16 protein-coding genes are annotated in these 17,134 nt (G+C 72.7%); 8 read left to right on the forward strand and 8 right to left on the reverse strand.

From position 1 onward, the window contains the following. Positions 1 to 177: 177 nt before the first annotated feature. Positions 178 to 1,728 carry a hypothetical protein gene (locus tag HS048_RS23390; protein WP_196468681.1) on the reverse strand — a complete coding sequence of 517 codons (1,551 nt, stop codon included), beginning with the start codon at positions 1,726 to 1,728 and terminating at the stop codon, positions 178 to 180. Next, positions 1,728 to 1,910, reverse strand: coding sequence for a hypothetical protein (locus tag HS048_RS23395; protein ID WP_196468682.1), 183 nt, complete (start codon positions 1,908 to 1,910; stop codon positions 1,728 to 1,730). The genes HS048_RS23390 and HS048_RS23395 overlap by 1 nt, the downstream gene beginning before the upstream one ends. Positions 1,911 to 2,031: 121 nt before the next feature. Between HS048_RS23395 and HS048_RS23400 the strand changes: the two genes are divergently transcribed. The 3 genes from HS048_RS23400 to HS048_RS23410 are packed head-to-tail and all read left to right on the forward strand — an operon-like array spanning position 2,032 to position 4,495. Next, positions 2,032 to 3,216, forward strand: a complete 1,185-nt coding sequence (locus tag HS048_RS23400; protein WP_230881853.1) for a HAMP domain-containing sensor histidine kinase — start codon at positions 2,032 to 2,034, stop codon at positions 3,214 to 3,216. Further along, entirely contained in the window at positions 3,213 to 3,899 is a 687-nt protein-coding gene (locus tag HS048_RS23405) for a response regulator transcription factor (protein ID WP_196468683.1), read from the forward strand. The genes HS048_RS23400 and HS048_RS23405 overlap by 4 nt, the downstream gene beginning before the upstream one ends. A 56-nt stretch (positions 3,900 to 3,955) precedes the next feature. Further along, on the forward strand, positions 3,956 to 4,495 hold the full coding sequence (locus HS048_RS23410; RefSeq protein WP_196468684.1) for a hypothetical protein: 540 nt from the start codon (positions 3,956 to 3,958) through the stop codon (positions 4,493 to 4,495). 449 nt (positions 4,496 to 4,944) lie between these two features. Here the strand turns inward: HS048_RS23410 and HS048_RS23415 are convergent, their stop codons facing one another. Further along, on the reverse strand, positions 4,945 to 5,118 hold the full coding sequence (locus HS048_RS23415; RefSeq protein ID WP_157237476.1) for a hypothetical protein: 174 nt from the start codon (positions 5,116 to 5,118) through the stop codon (positions 4,945 to 4,947). 312 nt (positions 5,119 to 5,430) lie between these two features. On the opposite strand from HS048_RS23415, the gene HS048_RS23420 reads away from it, so the two are divergent. After that, positions 5,431 to 6,909 carry a diguanylate cyclase gene (locus HS048_RS23420; protein WP_196468685.1) on the forward strand — a complete coding sequence of 493 codons (1,479 nt, stop codon included), beginning with the start codon at positions 5,431 to 5,433 and terminating at the stop codon, positions 6,907 to 6,909. Positions 6,910 to 6,995: 86 nt separating this feature from the next. Here the strand turns inward: HS048_RS23420 and HS048_RS23425 are convergent, their stop codons facing one another. Beyond that, positions 6,996 to 7,616, reverse strand: coding sequence for an AraC family transcriptional regulator (locus tag HS048_RS23425; protein WP_196468686.1), 621 nt, complete (start codon positions 7,614 to 7,616; stop codon positions 6,996 to 6,998). Positions 7,617 to 7,979: 363 nt separating this feature from the next. Between HS048_RS23425 and HS048_RS23430 the strand changes: the two genes are divergently transcribed. The 3 genes from HS048_RS23430 to HS048_RS23440 are packed head-to-tail and all read left to right on the forward strand — an operon-like array spanning position 7,980 to position 10,116. After that, positions 7,980 to 9,005, forward strand: a complete 1,026-nt coding sequence (locus HS048_RS23430) for a permease (protein ID WP_196468687.1) — start codon at positions 7,980 to 7,982, stop codon at positions 9,003 to 9,005. After that, a complete protein-coding gene (locus tag HS048_RS38950) occupies positions 9,002 to 9,301 on the forward strand; it encodes a hypothetical protein (RefSeq protein ID WP_068897428.1) in 300 nt (99 codons plus the stop codon). The genes HS048_RS23430 and HS048_RS38950 overlap by 4 nt, the downstream gene beginning before the upstream one ends. Next, the gene (locus HS048_RS23440) at positions 9,298 to 10,116 is read left to right on the forward strand and encodes a TIGR03943 family protein (protein ID WP_196468688.1); all 819 of its coding nucleotides are present in this window, start codon (positions 9,298 to 9,300) and stop codon (positions 10,114 to 10,116) included. Before HS048_RS38950 ends, HS048_RS23440 begins: the two co-directional genes overlap by 4 nt. Before the next feature lie 207 nt (positions 10,117 to 10,323). Here HS048_RS23440 and HS048_RS23445 read toward each other — a convergent pair whose 3' ends face one another. Next, the gene (locus HS048_RS23445; protein WP_307832604.1) at positions 10,324 to 12,336 is read right to left on the reverse strand and encodes a heavy metal translocating P-type ATPase; all 2,013 of its coding nucleotides are present in this window, start codon (positions 12,334 to 12,336) and stop codon (positions 10,324 to 10,326) included. Positions 12,337 to 12,401: 65 nt separating this feature from the next. Here HS048_RS23445 and HS048_RS23450 point away from each other — a divergent pair, with 65 nt between their 5' ends. Beyond that, positions 12,402 to 12,791 (forward strand): metalloregulator ArsR/SmtB family transcription factor, encoded by a 390-nt coding sequence (locus HS048_RS23450; protein WP_068897431.1) that lies wholly within the window; start codon positions 12,402 to 12,404, stop codon positions 12,789 to 12,791. Between the two features lie 64 nt (positions 12,792 to 12,855). Here the strand turns inward: HS048_RS23450 and HS048_RS23455 are convergent, their stop codons facing one another. The 3 genes from HS048_RS23455 to HS048_RS23465 are packed head-to-tail and all read right to left on the reverse strand — an operon-like array spanning position 12,856 to position 17,032. Continuing rightward, positions 12,856 to 13,932, reverse strand: a complete 1,077-nt coding sequence (locus HS048_RS23455) for a saccharopine dehydrogenase NADP-binding domain-containing protein (protein ID WP_196468689.1) — start codon at positions 13,930 to 13,932, stop codon at positions 12,856 to 12,858. Beyond that, a complete protein-coding gene (locus HS048_RS23460) occupies positions 13,932 to 15,893 on the reverse strand; it encodes a phosphopantetheine-binding protein (RefSeq protein ID WP_196468690.1) in 1,962 nt (653 codons plus the stop codon). The genes HS048_RS23455 and HS048_RS23460 overlap by 1 nt, the downstream gene beginning before the upstream one ends. Continuing rightward, positions 15,890 to 17,032 carry a bifunctional 2-polyprenyl-6-hydroxyphenol methylase/3-demethylubiquinol 3-O-methyltransferase UbiG gene (locus HS048_RS23465; RefSeq protein ID WP_068897434.1) on the reverse strand — a complete coding sequence of 381 codons (1,143 nt, stop codon included), beginning with the start codon at positions 17,030 to 17,032 and terminating at the stop codon, positions 15,890 to 15,892. The genes HS048_RS23460 and HS048_RS23465 overlap by 4 nt, the downstream gene beginning before the upstream one ends. Positions 17,033 to 17,134: the final 102 nt, after the last annotated feature.

Here is a 17,134-nt window from a genome sequence, read left to right on the forward strand (position 1 = left end):
GCGGCGCCCCGGCAGCCGACCGTCGCCCTCGCACCTTCCTCGTCCGTGCCGAAGCGCACGATGACCGCTGCCCCCTTCGCCGCCGGCCGGGCCGCGATCGCCCGCCCGGAGCCCCCGGAGCCCCTGGAGCCCGGAAGGCGCCGGAGGGCTGTGCCGTCGTGACAGGGGTGGTGCCGTTCAGGCGTCGCGCCGTCGCAGCAGCCACCCGCAGCCCAGGAGCGCGACGGCGGCCCAGGCGGCGAGCACGCCCAGGCCGGCCCACGGCGCCAGCGGGTAGAAGCCGGCGCTCGGCGCGTAGTGGCCGAGCACGTGCGTGTACTGCGGGATGCTCTGCTGGATCGCGAAACCCGCCGCCGGGGTGACGCGCAGCAGCCATTGCGCCGCGCTGTCGGGCAGGACGGAGACGGTCGCCAGGAGGTGCGGGAGCACGATCAGCGCGACGGCGGCCGGAATCGCCCCGGCGCCGTGCCGGAACAGGACGCCGAGAGCGAAGGAGAGCACGGCGGCGACGGCGAACAGCGCCGCCGTACCGACGACGACGCGCACCTCGGTGAGCCAGGACACCGGCAGGACCTGGTTGCCGTTGGCGCGCAGGATCCGGGAACCGGCCGTGAGCGTGACCGCGGTGGCGGCGAGCCCGGCGGCGAAGGCCACCGCGGCGATCACCGCGGCCCCGGCCGCCGGCATCCGGCCGCGCCGCGGGCGGGCGAGCGGCGCGGTGCGGCCGAGCCCGTACCGGTATTCGGCGGTGGCGGACATCACCGCCACCACGATCACCGCGATCAGTCCGGCCGGCAGGCCCACGAGGGTGCGCTCGAGGGTCTGGCCCGCGGTGGACGGTGCGATGTCACCGTTCCCGGTGACGCTGAACGCGCCGCCGGATTCACTCGCGCGGCCCGGGTGGTGGGGCGATCCCCCGGGTTCCCTGGTGACGCCGACGTCGTCCTCGCGCCATTCGCCGCCGGCCGTCCCGCCCTCCAGGGTCACCCGGTCGAAGGCGGCGGTGGCCTCGGAGAAGCGTGACGCGGACCCGCCGAGAGCTCCCGGTGTCACCGTCAGATCACCCGGAGAGGCGGCGAAGAGCCCGATCTCGACCGTGGCCTGCAGGCCGGGCAGACGGGCGGTGCCGACCTCGCTCCAGTGCGCGCCGTCGGCGGACTCGTACCCGATGAGCGTGTCGCCGGAGCGGACCAGCCGCAGCCAGCGCGGAGACTCCTCGGACACGCCCCCCGGACGGCCCGCCACGTCGTGGGTGAAGTCGTGCTGCATCCGCACCCCGTGCGCGCCGGTGACCATCACCGCTGCGTAGGACGACCCCTGTTCGGTGCTCTCCTTGACCATGACTCCGGCCTTGGCCCACGGCACGACCCCGGCGACGACGTTCCGGACCCCGGGGACGGCGTCGGGCTTGCGGATCACACCTGTCAGGGAGGTCACCCGGGCGGTGATGCCGCCGTCCCCGGTCAGTGCCCGGTGCACGAAGAAGAACTCGTCCTCCACGGCCTCGCCACCCGGCCCCACGGGGAGCGCGGGACAGGCGACCTCGACGGCACCGGCACTGCACGACGTGTGACTGCCCGCGGCCGACGCCAGACCGAGCAGCACGACGGCCAGCGCTCCCGCCGCCGTGGCGGCCACCCGGCCGCGCGCCCTCCTGAACCCGGTCCACGCGGTGCGCAGCGAACGGACCGGGTCCCCGGTCCCGGAGCGGGTCGAGGCGCCTGTCATCACGCCGCGCCCCGGAACCCGACCGCGTCCCCGGTGGGGTCCGGGTGCGTCTGCTCCGGCGTCACGCCGTGTGCGGCCGCTTCGGAGAACGGCACCGCCCCGGCGGCGAAGGACACGCCGTCCGGCGCCGGGATCCGCCCGGACCGTTCACGCGGCCCGGAGACTTCGATGGTTGCTGTCATGCGTCCGGTTGTACGGACCCGACCGTGACGCGGGCCGAACGGAGGCCGTCATACCGCTGTTAGGTCCCGGGCGGCATCCTGGAGTCCCCACGCGAGTCCCGCACGGGACGGGAGAGGACCGATGAGGATGCCGCGACGCCCGGCGCTGCCGACCCGCACCGTACGGTGGCGCTTCACCGCCCTGTACGGTGCCCTGTTCCTGCTGTCCGGCGCCGGACTGCTGGCCATCGTCAATCTCATGGCCCTCGGGGTCCGGGTGACCGCGCCCGCCGGGGACCCGGGTCCCCCACAGCCCACGCTCGCGACCGCCCTCGAGCACATCGGGCTGCTCCAGGCGCGGTTGTCGGAGACGGAGGCGACCCAGTCGCGTCAGCTGCTGGCGGGCTCGGCGGTCGCGTTCGCCGTCATGGCCGTGCTCTCGGTCGTGCTGGGCCGGGTCGTCGCGGGCCGGGTGCTGCGCCCGCTCCGGACGATCACCGCGGCCACCCGGCGGATCTCCGCCGACAACCTGCACGAGCGGCTGGCCGTACCCGGCCCCGCCGACGAGGTGAAGGACCTGGCCGACACCGTCGACGAGCTGCTGGAGCGGCTGGAGGGCGCCTTCGCCGCGCAGCGCCGGTTCGTCGCCGACGCCTCCCACGAGCTGCGCACCCCGCTGGCGACCATGCGGGCGTCGCTGGATGTGGCCGTGGCCAAGCCGGAGCCCGTGCCGCAGCAGACGCTCGCGCTGGCCGACCGGCTCCGCACCGAACTCGACCAGGTCGACCGTCTGCTGGAGGGCCTCCTGGCGCTCGCCCGGGCCCAGCACGGCGTCCTGCCCGACCGGGAGGGGGTCTCGCTCGGCCGCACGGTGTCGGCGGCCCTGGACGCCCGGACCGCCGACATCGCCGCCAAGGGCCTGACCCTCCACGACGGCGGCGTCCGGGACGGCGCGTGGACGCTGGGGAGCCCGACGCTCCTGGCCCGGATGGCCGGCAACCTGGTCGACAACGCGATCGTCCACAACCACGACGGCGGCTGGATCCGGGTCGCCGCCACCGCGGACGACGCGAACGCGCTGCTCGTCGTGGAGACGGGCGGCCGGGTCCTCGACCGGGAGGAGGTGGCACGGCTGGCACGGCCGTTCCAGCGGCTCGGACCTGACCGGACCGGCTCCGGCGACGGTTCCGGGCTCGGCCTGTCGATCGTCGACGCCGTCGTCTCGGCGCACGGCGGGCGGCTGGAGCTGTACGCCCGGCCCGAGGGCGGCCTCCGGGCCGCCGTCTCGCTGCCCCGGACGGACGCGTCCGAGGACGTCCCGGCATGAGGGTGCTGGTGGTCGAGGACGCGCGCGCCCTGGCGGCCGTCCTGGCCGAGGGCCTGCGCGACCAGGGATTGGCGGTGGACGTGGCGTACGACGGGCTGGAGGCCGCGGCCAAGCTCAGCCTCAATCCCTACGACGTGGTCGTCCTCGACCGCGATCTGCCGGGGATCCACGGTGACGCCCTCTGCCAGATGATCACCGACCGCGACGACCGCGCCATGGTCCTGATGCTGACCGCGGCCGGCTCCCCCGGTGACCGGGTCAGCGGCCTGACGCTGGGCGCCGACGACTACCTCGCCAAGCCCTTCCACTTCCCCGAGCTGGTCCTGCGTGTGCGCTCCCTGGCCCGCCGCCGGCCCGCCGCCCGTGCCCGCACCCTGCGCGCGGCCGGCCTCGAGCTCGACCCGCTGCGCCGTACGGTCACCCGCGACGGCCGCCCGCTGGATCTGTCGGTCAAGGAGTTCGCCCTCCTCGAAGCCCTCCTGCGCGCCTCCCCCGCCTTCCTCAGCGCCGAGAGCCTGCTCGAGCAGGTGTGGGACGAGCACGCCGACCCGTTCACGAACACGGTCGCCGTCACGATCGGCCGCCTGCGCCGCAAACTCGGCGATCCCCCGGTCGTCACCACCTCCCCCGGCGTGGGCTACCGCATCGCGGGCCCGCCGGACCGGGGTGCGCCTCCCGGCTGAGTCGTATACTTCCCGGATCAAGGATTCCGACGTCGAGCCGGTACGCCGAGGTGGCCATGACGACCCCCGCCCAGCTTCGCAGGACCGCCCTCTCCCTCCCCGGGACGGCCGAGCAGGACGCCCGTTCCGGCACGGCCGCGTTCACCGTGCGCGGCGAGCGGTTCGCCTCGCTGGGCGAGGACGGCCAGGTGCGGCTCCACCTCCCCGCGGCGGAGGCGGACGAGTTCCTCGCGGCCCATCCCACCGCCGAGCGGCTGACCCGCGGCGCGACGCCGATCGGCGTACACGTCCCGCTCGGGGACGTCGACGGCCGGCGGCTCGACCACTGGGTGCGCCGCGCCTGGCTCTCCTGCGCACCGGAGCGGCCCGTGGAACAGGCGGACGCCGCGGACGCCGCGGTTCCCGGTGAGGACGGCGACCTGCCCAGGGCCATCGGAAGACCCGCCACGCAGGCGCTCGCCGGCGCCGGCCTGACCACTCTCGCCCGGGTCGCCGAACTGACCGAGGCCGAACTGCTGGCGATGCACGGGGTCGGTCCGAAGGCCGTCCGCATTCTTCGCGAGGCGCTCGGCGCGACCGGACGCACCCTCGGCTGACCCGAGACGCCCGGTGTGAGTCGTCCTGTGTCAGGGGATCGGCCTCAGGTCCGAGACTGTGACCTGGGATGAGGAATTTCAAGTGGCGAAGCGTGCCCGTGAGGGGCAGACATGTGTCTGTCGGGCAGGGCAGGTTCCGTCAACGGATCTTGCTCGATCTCGGGGTCGGCGATTCGGACGGTAGTCGCGTGCGGTCGGTCGAAGAGCGTCCCGAGTGACACACCCTGGCCGGACTGAAGCACATGAGCGGCTCCCAGGGAGATCCAGAAGCACTCGAAGTCGGTGGGGTGAACCGCTCCGGCTTCGATGGAGACTCTGGTCTGCCCCGGACCACGACCCAGGAAATCACTCGGATCAAGTCCAGGGCGCATACTAAGCAGCGAAAGAGCAGCTAGGAGTGTCAAGCATCATCCGATGCCGTTGCGTCAAGCATCAAGTGAGACCCGACATCAGTGACCGTGGCGCTTGCTGCTCCGTCGCCGGTACTCGTTCTTGTCCGCCCCTGACTGCGCCTTGCGGTCCAAGCGGTTCTTGCCGCTAGGGCTGTTCGGGTCCGTGGCCACCTTGGACTGGATGCGCTTCTTGGCGTTCGCGTCCCATGGAGTCGGCTTCTGCTTGCTCATGTCCTCGGTGTACCCACAGGACCGGGATTCTTCCGGCAATCGTCCGCGACGGCCACCGACGACCGCCTTGAAAAAAAATGAAGGAGGGACCGGTCCGTCGACCGCCCCCGACCCCGAGTGATGGCCGGCCACCCGCAGGCGATCGTGAGGCCCCGGCCGCTCCGAGCCCTTGCCGCAAGGATGGCCTCTGCGATGTCCGCAAGACCAAGAAGTACATGGCCGTGTACCTGGAGAAGTGCTGTCCACGGAACAGGGTGCCCATGACCGTGTACCCGGAGTTCCTCATGTCCGTTCACAGACGGCCGATGAACCTTGAGCAAGTCGGGCCTCGTTGTCGGCGGAACCGGAGAAGTCATGGTGTGGTACCTCGCCACCGGCGCGGCTCTGCTGGCGGCGTACGTGTTCACGACCCTGGCCGGCGCTCCGGCGGTCGTGGGCATCGTACTCGGCCAGGTCGCCCTGATGGTCAGTCTCGCCGCCGTCGCCATCGGCGCCCGGCGCTACCGGCCCGCGACACGATGGCCGTGGCTGCTGATCCTCGGGATGCTGCTGGTGGTCGTCGGCGGGTTCTTCCCGTCCGGTGTACTGGCCGGCACCGCGTCGCCGCCCAGTGCCGCGGACGTGTTCTATCTGCTGTCCTACGCGGTCGGTGTGTGGACGCAGATGACCATCGTGCGTAGCCGTACGCCGGCCTGGAGCCTGCCCGGGCTGCTGGACGCCGGCATCATCACGGTGTCCGCCGCGTTGCTGTCCTGGATCTATGTGATCGACCCCATTCTCAGTGACACCGATGCAGGACTGCCGACGCGACTGGTCGCGGCCGCGTATCCCCTGGGTGATCTCCTACTGGCCGCTTTCTGCGCGCGGCATCTCCTGGACGGCGGGCCCAAGGGGGTAGCGGCCTACAGCCTCGCCGGGTACGTGATGCTGACCGTCATTCCGGACACGCTCAACACGTTGGACGCGCTCGCCGGGGAAACCCGGTGGACGTTCCTGGTCTCCGTGTTGTGGATGGCCGGCGGCCTTCTGCTCGGCCTGTGTGGCACGCATCCCTCGATGCGGGACGTTGACGCGCCGAGCGCCGTAGCCGCCCCCGACCTCGGACCGGCGCGGCTGACCATGCTCGCTCTGGCCTCGCTGCTGGCCCCGGCGGCGCTGCTGGTCCAGTACCTACGCGGCGCCCCGCTGTACGTTCCGCTGATCTGCGCGTCCTGTGGTTTGCTGTTCTTGCTGGTCATCGGCCGACTGGCGGGCCTGGTCGCGATTCAGCGCCGGATGGCGGTGACCGACGCGCTGACCGGCCTGTGGTCCCGGCGCTACCTGGACGGAGCATTGTCCGGCCTGGCAGGGCGACGCAACCGGCGGGCCGCCGTGCTCCTGCTGGACATCGACCATTTCAAGCGGGTCAACGACACCTACGGCCACGACGGGGGCGACCGGGTTCTGCGCGAGGTAGCGCAGCGGCTGTCCCAGGCGGTCCGGCGGGGCGACGTGTCGGCCCGGTACGGCGGCGAGGAGTTCGTCGTCCTGCTGCCCGACACGGCGCCCGACGACGCGCGGGTGATCGCAGACCGGATTCTCACGGCGGTTCGCAGCGAGCCGATCACGGTCGGCGGGGATGTCACCATCACCGTCACCGTGTCGATCGGCGTGGCTTGCCTGCCCGCGGACGTGAGCGTGCCGGGCGAGCTCACCCTCCTCGCCGACCAGATGCTCTACCGGGCCAAGGAATCGGGCCGCAACCGGGTCGTGACCACGTCCGATACCGCGGTGGTCACGGCGGCCGCCTGAACCGGGCCGCTACCCGCCCGGCGCCGGGGGTCGGGGGTGACGCTGATTCCGCGGTGACCGCTCAGCCCGCCAGACCTCGAAGCTCCCTACGCGGGCGCTGTGCTCCGGCCGGCGTGGTGCCGGTAACTGCCGGGCGGTGACCCGTACTGGCGCTTGAAGGCATGGCTGAAGGTGTACTGCGAGCTGTAGCCCACCTGCTGGGCGATCGTGTTGACGGGAGCGTCGGAGGCGCGCAGGAGCCGGGCTGCTGTGGTCATCCGCCACCATGTCAGGTAGGTGAGCGGTGGCTGGCCGACCAGATGGGTGAACCGCCGGGCGAAGGCGGCGCGAGACAGGCGTGCCTGCGCACCCAGCTCCTCGACGGTCCATGGCCGGCCGGGGTCTTCGTGGATGGCGCGGAGGGCGGCGGCGACGGCGGGGTCGTGCAGGGCCGCGGCCCAGCCGGCGGCGGAGTGACCGGAGACACGCTGTTCTTCGAACCATGCGCGCAGGATGTAGAGCAGGAGAAGATCCAGCAGGGTGAGCAGAACGGTGTCGGAGCCCGGTCGGGCGTCGCTGTCCAGTTCCACGCCGAGGAGTTCGACCGCGGCGCGGAGTTCCCTGTGGCGCCCTACCCGCGTCGGTAGGTGGATGACTTCGGGCAGGTCGTTCAGGAGCGGATGCGGTCCGGATCCGTCAGGCGTGCCGCCGGACATGAAGACGGCCATCGCGTGATCCTTCGGGTTGCGAAACCAAGATCGAAGGAAGAAAGCGATGGCCGTGAACAACAGTGTGGACCCGATGGCGTGGCTGGCGGAGCAGATTCAGACCAGCGACCCGGATCTGTTGCGCTCCATGGTGAAGACCATGGCCGAGGCGTTGATGTCGGCCGAGGCCGACGCCCGGTACGGCGCCGGTCCTTGCTGCACATCACCGTCGCGGAGGGCTCGAGAAGATCGACGCACACGTCGAGGTCGAGGTGCTCCCTGACTGCTATCCGCTCTTGAGGTCGGCGTGTGACCGCGGCACCGCCGATCTCCGGCTGAAGGGTTAGTCTGCTGCCGCGTGTCCACGTGCGAGCGAGGAGGGTGATGGCGCAGCCGAGCATCGCGGATCGGCCGGTCCCGGAGAGCGACCTGCCGCCGAAAGCCCGGACGCGCCGGGATCCCGGTGGATTCCGGCTGCCTTGGGCGTTGATCGTCCTGGTGGCCCTGCTGGCGGCGGGACGCCTCCTGCTCGCGCCGTACCTGACGCATCCGGCACTGCAGACCTGGGCGACCGTGTTCGCGGCGGTGTGCGTGCAGGCGCTGCCGTTCCTCACCCTGGGGGTGGCGCTGTCGGCCGCCATCACCGCGTTCGTGCCCGCCTCGTTCTGGACCCGGGCGCTGCCCCGGCGGACCTACGCGGCGGTGCCGGTGGCGGGCGTGGCGGGAGCGGTGCTGCCCGGCTGCGAGTGCGCGTCGGTGCCGGTGGCCTCCGGGCTGATGGCGCGCGGGGTGGCGCCTCCGGCGGCGCTGGCGTTCCTGCTGGCTTCTCCGGCGATCAATCCGGTGGTGCTGGTGGCCACCGCGGTGGCCTTCCCCGACGACCCGTCGATGGTGCTCGCCAGGTTCGCCGCCTCGCTGACGGTGGCCGTGCTGGCCGGCTGGATCTGGGCCCGGTTCGGGCGTGCCGCGTGGCTGCCGGCGCCTCGCCGGACCGCCGAGGCCGGCCAGGCCAGGGCGGGCGTCTTCCTGGACGCGATGCGCCATGACCTGCTGCACGCCGGCGGGTTCCTGGTGGTCGGCGCGCTGGCCGCGGCGAGCCTCAACGTGATGATCCCCCGCGACTGGCTGACCGCGGCGGCCGGGGTGCCGGTCGTGTCCGTACTGGTCCTGGCCCTGCTGGCGGTGCTGCTGTCGATCTGCTCGGAGGCCGACGCCTTCGTGGCGGCGTCGTTCACGGCGTTCTCCCCCACGGCCAAGCTGGCGTTCCTGGTGGTCGGGCCGATGGTCGACCTGAAGCTCATCGCCCTGCAGGCGGGCACCTTCGGCCGCGCCTTCGCCTGGCGGTTCGCACCGCTGACGCTGATCCTCGCGATAGCGGTCAGCTTCGTGGCGGGCTGGGTGCTGCTGTGAGCCGCCGGGCGCGGGACGCCATGCCGCTGATCCTCCCGCCCGCGCTCGGCGCCTTCACCGCCGGGCACGGCGACAGTCCGCTGACGCTCGCCCGGACCGCGGCTTGCAGCGCATCGACCGAGAGCGCGGTGGCGGAGCCGACATGGGGCGGGTTCATCGGGTGCGCCCACGCGCCGCCAGGGCCGTCGCCCGCCGGCAGGAAGGCCAGGATGATCGGCTTGGCCGCCTCGGCCAAGGGCGGCAGGAACTCGCATCAGCCCCGGATGCAGATCCGCCGAATAGGGGTGTGCCGGTGAACCGGGTCACGCAGAACCTGCTGATCCTCCTGCTCGGCGGGGCCCTGTTGAAGATCTCCGTCTTCTCCGCGGACTTCGCCAACTACGTCAAGCCGGGCTTTCGGCCGCTGCTGATCGCGGCGGGCGCGATGCTGGTCGCCCTCGCCGTGGCCGCGCTGGTTTTCGACCGCCGCAGGAGTACGAACGCGGCGCGCCAGAGAGAGCTCCTGCGCGCTCGCGCGGCCGAGGAGGCGCATCTGGCACAAATGGTCGCCCGCGATCCGATCGCCCTCGCGCCAGTCCATTCACGCGAGCACGAACACGAGCATGCGGGAGGGCACCGGGTGGCGTGGCTGCTGCTGATCCCGCTCGTAGTGATCTTCCTGGTCGCTCCTCCGGCCCTCGGCTCGTTCGCCGTCCGGCAGGACGAGCAGAGCTCGCACGTGCCCCCGCCCACCATCGTCGAGGCCCGCCCCACCGTGCTGAAGAACGGCCGGGTGAACGTGCTGAGCATGCTCGAGTTCGCCAACCTGGCCTGGGACGATCCCAGCGGTTCCCTGCGGGGCAAGACCATCCGGCTGACCGGCTTCGTCGTGCCGTCCGGCCGGGACGACGCGTGGCATCTCACGCGCATGCGGATCGGTTGCTGCGCCGCCGACGCCCTCACGATGCAGGTCGTGGTGAAAGGCGCTCCCGTGCCCGAGACGGACTCGTGGGTACGCGTCACCGGCACCTGGATCCCGCGGAAGACCGGGAGAACGGGCGCCTACACCCTGCCGGAGATGACCGCTTCCCGCGTCGAGCCGATAGCCGCGCCCGACGAACCGTACGAATGAGCCCGAGGGCTGCTGTTCGCCGGGTTCGGCTCATCCGCCGACTACCCGACCACCCACCTGACGGGGGTGCTGCCCGGTCCGGCGACGCGACACAGCCCTTCCGCGTGGCCGGCTTTCAGGTCTGCGGTGCGGCGAAGCGGAGGAAGCCAGGCTGCGGGCGCAGGAGATAGGCGGCGAGGCGGTCGGGCACGGCCGTTCCAAGAGCGCTCACTTCTGGGGACGGGCGGGGTCGGCGGCGCGGTGCCAGGCCGCGTCGCGCAGCAGGCGCAGCCCGTTGAGGGCGACGATCACGGTGGAGCCCTCGTGGCCGGCCACGCCGAGCGGCAGCGGCAACTCGCCGAACAGGTCCCAGACGACCAGGACGGTGATGAAGGCGGCCGCGATGGCAAGGTTGGCGATCATGATGCGGCGGGCGCGCCGGGCCAGCGCGAGGACGGCGGGAACGGCCGTCAGCTCGTCGCGGGTGATGACCGCATCGGCGGTTTCCAGGGCCAGGTCGGATCCGGCGCGGCCCATCGCGATGCCGACGTGCGCGGCCGCCAGGGCAGGGGCGTCGTTGACGCCGTCGCCGACCAATGCCACCCGGGCGCCGCGGTCCTGCAGTCCGGCCACGGCGCTCACCTTGTCCTCGGGCAGCAGCCCGGCGCGCACGTCGCCGATGCCCGCCTGCTCGGCCAGCCGGGCGGCGGCCGGTGCGTTGTCGCCGGTCAGCAGCACGGGCGCGGTGCCGGTCAGGGCGGTCAGGCGGGTGACGGTGTCAGCGGCGCCGGGGCGGATCCGGTCGGCCAGCGCCAGCACGCCGGCCGCCGTGCCGTCGATGCGGACCACGACGGCGGTGTGGCCGCCGCGCTGCAGGCCGTCGACCACGTCGCGTGCGGCCTGGTCGCGGTCGCCGGCAGGCAGGCAGGCGGGTCCGGCGACCTCGACGATCAGGCCGCCGACGCGGGCGCGCACGCCCCGGCCGGGCTCGGAAGCGAACTCCTCCGCCGGTGCGATCGGCAGGCCGGCCGCGCTGGCGGCCTTCACCACGGCGCGGCCCAGGGGGTGCTCCGAGGGCTGTTCGGCGGCGGCCGCCAGCGCCAGCAGTCGTTGCTCGGTCAGGTCCCCGGTACGGCCTGCGGCGGCGCCGGGCAGCAGGCGGACCTCGGACAGGTACGGACGTCCCTCGGTCAGCGTTCCGGTCTTGTCGAACGCCACCCGGGTGGCGGTGCCGAGCCGTTCCATCACGACCGCGGACTTGACCAGCGCCCCGTGTCGGCCGGCGGTGGCGATCGCGGCCAGCAGCGGCGGCATGGTGGCCAGCACCAGCGCGCACGGTGAGGCGACGATCATGAAGGTCATCGCGCGCAGCAGGCTGTCCCGCACGTCGACTCCCCACAGCAGCGGCAGCGCGAACAGCGCCAGCGTGGTGGCGACCATGGCCACCGAATAGCGCTGCTCGACTTTTTCGATGAACAGCTGGGTGCGCGCCTTGGTGGCACTGGCCTGCTCCACCAGGGCGACGACTCGGGCGATCACGCTCTCGGCGGCCGGGTGGGTCACCCGCACGCGCAGCACGCCGGTGCCGTTCAGGGTTCCGGCGAACACCTCGTCACCGGCCTGCTTGTCGACCGGCAGGCCCTCACCGGTGATGCTCGCCTGGTCGACGTCGCTGTGCCCGGCGACGACCAGACCGTCGGCGCCGATCCGCTCGCCGGGCCGGACCAGGATCACCTCACCGGCCCGCAGCTCAGACGCCTCCACCTCTTCCTCCGCCGTCCGGCCGTCCTCGCCGGAGGTGAGCCGAGTGGCCCGCTCAGGAGCCAGGTCCAGCAGGCCGCGCACCGAATCCGCGGTGCGCTTGGTGGCCACGGCCTCCAGCGCACCGGAAGCGGCGAAGATGACGATCAGCAGTGCGCCGTCGAGGATCTGCCCGATCGCGGCGGCGCCGATCGCGGCGGCGACCATCAGCAGGTCCACGTCCAGGGTGCGCTCGCGCAGCGCCCGCAGTCCGGCCAGGCCCGGCTCCCACCCGCCGACGGCATAACAGGCCAGGTACAGGCCCCACCACAGCCACGGCGGGGCTCCGGCCGGCTGGCACAGACCGCCGGCGGTGAACAGCCCGGCGGCGGCGGTCGCCCAGCGTACCTCGGGCAGCGACCACACGCCGGACCGCCACGACGTCGCGTCCGGCGCCGGCGGAGCGGCTGCGATACGGGGAGGGGTTCTCAGCTCGGTCACCGAAGCATCGTATATGCGCAGTCACGCAGATACGCAAATAACAAGATGAGGGTTATGGTGGGGTCATGCACAGCTCGCTGCCCGACTTCGAGATGCCCAGCGAGGAGCAGGTGCACCTGGCCGCCGAGTCGTTCCGGCTGCTGTCCGACCCCACCCGCATCAAGGTCCTCTGGGCGCTGCTGCAGGGCGAGTCGTCCGTCGCCTGCCTGGCCGAACTCGCCGACGCCTCCCCCACCGCGGTCAGCCAGCACCTGGCCAAACTCCGTCTCGCGGGACTGGTCAAGGGCCGCCGCGAAGGCACCTTCGTCTACTACAGCGCCGCCGACGAGCACGTGCGCCGCCTGCTGACCCAGGGCCTGTTCCACGCCGACCACATCGACCGGGGCGAGGCGTCCCCTTCGGCCGCCGCCCCCACCGGGACGGGCGGCGCCCGACCGGTTCCCGGCGCCTCCTGACCGTCCGCGGACCCGCCCGGGGAGGCGGTGCCGGTCGGGCAGGCGGACAAGACGGCCGGGCCCGTCAGCTCAGAGTGAGCTGCGTGACCAGCGGATCGTCCCTGAGCGCGGTCACCGTCTCGTCCGGGTCGAGAGCCTCCGCCGCGAGGTGGGCCCCGGCAGGGACCCGGCCGGCGAGCACGGCCCGTGCGGCCAGCGCCATCACCACCCCGCTCAGGGCATAGGAGTCTGCCGCGGTCAGGAGCATCCGGGCGGGGCCGGCGGGTGCGCCGCGATGGGGGCGGGCGGTGAACAGCATCACGTAGAACGCCCCGAAGTCGGCGTTGTCCAGGAGGGAGGCGTTCACCACCTCCGAGGCATGCGGCTGGAGCGTCTCGAGTGGGACGGCGTGGACGTCGGGGACGTCCGCCCACGCGGCGGAGAGCGCCTGGGGGATCCTGTCGGAGACGAACACGTTGTAGCAGCGCACCTCGTCCGCGCCGCACTCCGCGGCCAGGGCCTGCGCCTCGGTGGTGAGGTACGGCCAGGCGTGCACGGGCACCGGGAACCCCGGCAGCCGCACGCCGTGGAGCGGCGCCAGCGGTGTGACGGCGCCCTCCCGCCAGGCGGCCATCGGCACGCCGAATCTCGGCCCGCGGGTCAGGAGCGCGTCCACGGCGGACAGCGGGGTGAACACCGCCGCGCCTCCGACGTAGACGTCCAGCCGGCGCGGTGGACGCCCCTTGGCGAGCAGCCGGGGCAGCAGGCCGGACAGCCCCGGCATGACTCCGGCGGAGAACACCGCGGTCCGCCCTCCGGGTACGGCGGCGTCGGCGAGCGCGTCCTTGGCAGCCAGTTCACCCCCGATGTCGACGTAGTCGGCGCCGGCCGCGAACGCGGCCCGGGCCACGGTGTCCAGCACCCGGTAGGTGGGGCCCGCGCAGTTCACCACGATCGTGCAGCCCGTACAGAACCGGGCGAGCTCGTCCGGGTCGGTCAGGTCCACCCGCATGACCTCGGCAGGTGCAGGCAACGCCCGTGCCACGTCCGCGGCCCGCGCCGCATCGCGTCCGCCGAGCCGCAGCCCGCCCAGCCCGGAGGCGGCCAGGCGCTCGGCGGCCGTGCGGCCCACCGCCCCGGTCGCGCCCAGCACTCCGATCATCAGGAGCCTCCCATCCTGGAGCGGGCGGTGTGGGCCACGCCGGCCACCGTCGGGTCGGACAGGAACTCGCGCACGGGAACGGTCACGCCGATCTCCTTGGCCAGCCGGACCACCGTCCGCACCGCGAGCAGGGAGTCGCCGCCGAGCGCGAAGAAGTCCGCGCCGCGGTCCAGCACGGGCACTTCCAGCAGTTCTTCGAACACCTCCGCGACGGTCTGCTCCAGGTCGTCCGCCGGTGGGCCGCTGTACTGCCCTGATGCGGTTTCGGGCAGCCGGCCCAGCCGCGGTCCGTCCTCCCCATCGGGGAGATCGGTGGTCTCCGGCAGCTGCGGTACCAGGTCCCAGCCGGAGCCGTCGGCGAGGTCGTCCACCAGGGCGACGAACTCGGTGAACGCCGCGGTCACCTGCGTCGCCTCGAACAGCTCGTCGACGAGGGAGAACACGGCGACCGCCTCGTCGCCGATCTCGAAGCAGCGCACTTCCAGCGCCACCTGCGGTGTGCGCAGTTGGTGGAAGTAGTCGCCCGCGATGATGCGGCCGAGCGGTCCGGCCTCCTCCGGGGGGCGGCTGCCCATGGCCGCGTCCACGCCCAGCACGCTCTGGAAGACCACCGGGCCCACCGGCCGCCACGTGCCGCGGCGGCGGGCCAGCTCGCGGCCCACCTCGACGCCGGTGATGAGGTTGTGCGCGGCGTGCTCACCGGAGGTCTTCTGGGCGGCGGCGGCCAGTTCGGCGAAGGTGGCGCCGTGGGCGAGTTCGACGGGGAGCAGCATCGTCGAGGCGAAGGCGCCGACCACCCGGTGGAGGTCGGGGTGCAGGGGGAGCCGGTTGAGCTGGAGGGAGTTGAGCAGCATCCGGCGGTGTCCCGACCAGCGGGCGAGCACGATCGCGAACGCGGTGAGCATGGCCGTGGAAGGGGTCACCTCCCGGCGGGCGCACTCCCGGCGCAGCGCGCTCCAGCGTTCGGCGCTCCAGCGGTGCTCGCGGTTGCCCATGGTGACGGGCCGCACGTCCTTCGGATCGGCGGCGAGCGGCAGGGCGGGCGGAAGCGGCAGTTCGTCCAGCCGGGAGAACCACCAGTCGCGGTCGGCCTGCCATGCCTCGGTCTTCGGCAGGTCGGCCAGGGCCGTGACGTAGTCGCCGAAGTGCACCTCCAACGGCGGCAGCACGGCGTTCCAGTCCGTCGCGTAGGCGAGCAGGTCCCTGCTCAGCACTCCCGACGACCAGCCGTCGAAGGTCAGCAGGCTGAACCCGAGGTGGAGCCGTCCTTCGCCCTCGGGCAGCAGGGTCAGGCGGATGTCGAGACCGGGTCCGCTGGTGGGATCGGGACCGCGGGTGCTCATCTCCTGCCGTACCTCGGCCAGCGCGGCCGCCGCGTCCTGGGGGGTGGACGCGCGCAGGTCGTACACCTTCAGCAGGGGAGCCCCGTCGGCCAGCACCCGCTGCCGGCCCTCGGGAGTGACCCTGGCCCGCAGGGTGGGCTGGTGGACGGCGAGCCGTTCGATCGCGTCGGACAGGGCGTCACCGGCCTCGTCGCCGTCCACGCCGCGAAGCGCGTAGTCCAGGTAGTAGTGGGCCGAGTCGTAGGACAGCTCCCAGCCGTCCTGCTGGCCCACGAAGTAGCCCTGCTGCAGGGGAAGCAGGGGGAACTCGGCATGCGGGTCGGGGCGCCTGGTCACCTGCAGGGGCAGGGTACGGGTCATCGGCTCGTCCGAGGCGCGTCGCCGCACCAGATCGGCCAGCTGGTTCAGCGTGATCTCCACCCGCACGTCCGACAACGCGAGCACCACGTTGAGGCGCCGGCGCACCAGCGCCGACATCCGCACCGTCAGCACGGAGTCGCCGCCCAGCCGCAGGAAGCTGACGTCGGCGGGTACGGCATCGGGGGTGAGGCCGAGCAACTCCGCCCAGATGGCGGCCAGCTCCTCTTCCAGGTTCACGCTGTGCGGGGCAGTGGTCATGACGACTCCATGGGTGGGGTGGCGACGAACAGGCGTTGGGAGAGCGCGGTGAGCGGATCACCGTCAGGGGGCAGGTCCGCCTCGACGCGCAGCCCGGCGCGGGCGAACCAGCCCAGCCACTCCGCGCGGGACAGGTAGGTGCGGGTGGTGCCGGCCCGCTCGTCGTGCCGCGGCGGCGGGCCGGAGCCCTCGCGCGGGGACAGGGCGGGCGGCATCGTGGTCAGGGACTGCGCGTGCTCTTCGACGGTTTCGATGAGCAGCACCCGCCCGCCCGGTGCGAGCAGCCGGGCCACCTGCTCCAGCAGACGGCCGGCGTGAGGTGCGTTGTGCGCCATGGTCGCCGCCACCACCAGGTCCAGCCCGCCCGGCCGGCCCGGGAGCTCTTCGGTGATGTCCAGCAGCCCGTAGCGCAGGAAGGGGGCGTCGAACCGGCGCCGGGCGACGTCGACGAAGAACGGGGACAGGTCGGTGAACAGGTAGGACTCGACCGGCCTTCCGGCGAGCGCGGGCAGCAGGTCCGCCGTGGTCGCGCCGATCCCGGCGCCCAGCTCCAGTGCCCGCAGCGGTCGCGGTGAACGCTCGGCCAGATCGCGGACCGCTTCGGCCGCGGCGAGATTGAGATAGCGGCTGATCGCGTTGTCCCGGTAGACGGCCTCGGCCGTGGCCGGTTCCCCGTCGGGGTAGAGCAGGGCCTGCACCCCGACCTCGTCGCGCAGCAGCTCGGGAATCAGGCGCAGCGAGCGGAGCATCAGCTCGGCCAGCTCGGGAGGGTAGCCGAGGACGACCCTGGCGTTCTCCATGCGGGTGCGGGCGGCGGCCAGTTCGGCCCTGGAAGGGCGACGCAGGCCGTGATAGCGGCCTGCTGCGTCCCGGCGCGCCAATCCCGCCTCGTGCAGCGCGGCGAGCCAGTGACCGACGACCCAGCGGTGCCGCGCCACGGCTCCCAGGTCGTCGGCGACCCGATCGGGCGGGTGCGCACCGGGGGCCCCCAGCCGGGTGGCGCGGTGGAGCTCGGCCGCGATCCCGAGGAGGACGAGCCGGTCGAGATCCTCGACCGCGGCGGCGACGACGGAGGCGTCGAACGTGGCGATCGCGGCCGAACCCGCTGCGTGCGCACGGGCGGACAGGTCGGCTGGCATGGGAACCCTTCTGCGGACGGCGGACGGGCACACGCTAGACAAAACGGTAATCGTTTTCAAGATCTAGACATGTCCGAAACATGATGCAAAAATGAAAACCGT

This window comes from Planomonospora sp. ID91781 (assembly GCF_015711595.1).
In the GTDB taxonomy this organism is placed as follows: Bacteria; Actinomycetota; Actinomycetes; order Streptosporangiales; family Streptosporangiaceae; genus Planomonospora; species Planomonospora parontospora.